2 protein-coding genes and 1 pseudogene are annotated in these 2,358 nt (G+C 58.4%); all 3 read left to right on the forward strand.

Annotated features, from left to right (window positions below):
* A partial coding sequence (gpr, locus tag PEH01S_RS34075; protein ID WP_127490438.1) for a GPR endopeptidase occupies nucleotides 1-622 on the forward strand: 622 nt, incomplete at its 5' end.
* 222 nt (nucleotides 623-844) lie between these two features.
* The gene (gene spoIIP, locus PEH01S_RS34080) at nucleotides 845-2,095 is read left to right on the forward strand and encodes a stage II sporulation protein P (RefSeq protein ID WP_025851317.1); all 1,251 of its coding nucleotides are present in this window, start codon (nucleotides 845-847) and stop codon (nucleotides 2,093-2,095) included.
* Nucleotides 2,096-2,137: 42 nt separating this feature from the next.
* Nucleotides 2,138-2,358, forward strand: a pseudogene (locus tag PEH01S_RS34085) (hypothetical protein); the annotation flags it as partial.

Below are 2,358 nucleotides of genomic sequence, written 5' to 3' on the forward strand. Positions count from 1 at the left end.
CGTGGAGAACGTGATGGTGACCCGCCATTATTTCGAGCTGATGCCGGGCCAGGTCAGCCCGGGCTACCGTCCGGTCAGCGCCGTGGCGCCGGGCGTGCTCGGGACGACCGGAATTGAGACAAGTCAGATCGTTCAGGGGATCGTCGAGCAGGCGAAGCCCGATCTGGTCATCGCCATCGACGCGCTGGCGTCCCGTTCGTTAGAGCGGGTCAACACGACGATTCAGATCGCGGATACGGGCATTCACCCCGGGTCGGGCATCGGCAACAAGCGCAGAGGCCTGACGCTGGATACGCTTGGGGTGCCCGTCATCGCCATCGGCGTGCCGACCGTCGTCTATGCGTCGACGATCGTGAACAATGCGTTCGACATGATGCATGACCATTTCCGCAAGCAGACGACGAACACCGGGCACATTCTCGGTCTTCTCGACAACATGCAGGAGCAGGAGCGGCTGCAGCTGGTGAAGGAAGTGCTGAACCCGCTCGGCCACGATCTGCTCGTGACGCCGAAGGAAATCGACCAGTTTATCGAAGATATCGCCAATATTATTGCCAGCGGGCTGAATGCCGCGCTGCATGAGGCGGTCGATACGAGCAACGTGTCCGCGTATACGCATTAAGCCGAACGAACGTCCGGGAACGGTAGGATAACGATCCTCCGTCCCGGGCGTTTTTTGGTGAAGCCGGCGTATTTTCTCACGGTCTATGATTTTCAGGTTCTATCTTCTAGCGCGGCTTCATAGAGTTGGTAATAGAGAAGCGGACTTCCGGCGGCACACAAGCGCCGGAGGGTGCCTGCTCAGCCGAAGATGCACCAGAAGCCGAACAAGGAGGAATGGATCATGAAGTGGCCGGCCGTAACCGTCAATTTAAGCAGGTACCGGAAAATGGGACAAGCCATCGGCATGTACTCCAGGACGTTTACCATCCTGATGACAGGTTGTCTGCTGTTTTTTATAGCGATCGGTTTGCTGGGGTATGTGCATTCGAACATGTCGAATCCTTCCCCTTCCACGTCGATGAAGGGACTTGCCGCGTCCGTATCCAGCCGTTTCTTCATGGATATGATGGGAATGGAGGTGCCGGGTCTTCAGCAGGACCGAAAGTCATTTACGTTTTCGCAATCGAACGTGTCGGGCTTCCTGTTCTCGCTGTTTACCGATCTGAATCCGAAAGATCCCAAAACGCTCATTTCCCGGGAGGTTCCCGGGCTGTCGCAGGAGCGATCCGTGCTGCTTAGCGGCGCCGACGGCTTCGTCGTCGATTCTCCCGAGGACTACGGCCCCAAATCGGACGTGTTCCAGCGCGGGGACTTGGGGGAAGCGGGCTCGATCACGGCCAACCCCGGAGCGAAATCGGCAGACGAAGGGAAAGTGCAGGGACCGGCCATCCCGCTGCCAGCGGCCGAGGGACCGAGAACAGCCGGCAAGAACGTCGCTTTCATCTATCAATCGCACAATCAGGAATCGTATTTGCCGGAGCTGCCCGGCGTGAGAGATCCGGACAAAGCGTACGACCCGAAGCGGAACGTAACGCTGGTCGGGCTGCGGCTCGCGCAAATGCTGGAAAAGGAAGGCATCGGCGCCGTGCACTCGGATAAAAACTATCCGGCCATCGAGAAAAGCTTCAACTATTATTATTCCTACAAGTATTCGTTCAAAACGCTGGAAGAGGCCGTATCCGGGCATCCGGACCTGAAATTTTATTTTGACATTCACCGCGACTCGCAGCGCCGCGACAAGACGACGGCAACGATCAACGGAAAAAATTACGCGCAAATCTACTTTATCATCGGCGGTAAAAATCCGAATTGGAAGCAGAACTACCAGTTCGCCGAACAAATCGACCGGGTGCTCCAAGCGAAGTATCCCGGCCTCTCCAAGGGCATCCATGCCAAAAACGGAGAAGGCAACGGCGTCTACAATCAGACCTTCTCCCCGAACAGCGTGCTGATCGAAGTCGGCGGGGTGGACAACAGCCTGGAGGAGTGCTACCGCACTGTGGACGCCCTGGCCAAAGCGATTTCCGAAGTGATCCTGAATGCGGAGAAGGTCGATGCGCCGGTTACAGAGGGGAAAGACGGGAAAAAGTAACGGCCGGTCCCGGGTTCCGGAGAGAAAGAGAGGGGAGTACAGGTGAGGGGAAACGCGTTCGTCAAAGTCGGCGCGGTAGGGTTGGCGATGGCCTTCTGCATCTTTTTCGGCGTATCGCTTGCCACGCAGGGAACCGAGCGGATCCACGGGCCGCTGACGAAGCCGCAGGCCGGGGAGGCGAAGCAGCACGCGTATGCCGCCGCGCCCGCAGGCAAGCCGGCCGGAGCGAACGCGGCGGGGCCGGTGCCCAAGCCGCAAGCGCA

Source organism: Paenibacillus ehimensis NBRC 15659 (assembly GCF_004000785.1).
Taxonomy (GTDB): Bacteria; Bacillota; Bacilli; order Paenibacillales; family NBRC-103111; genus Paenibacillus_G; species Paenibacillus_G ehimensis.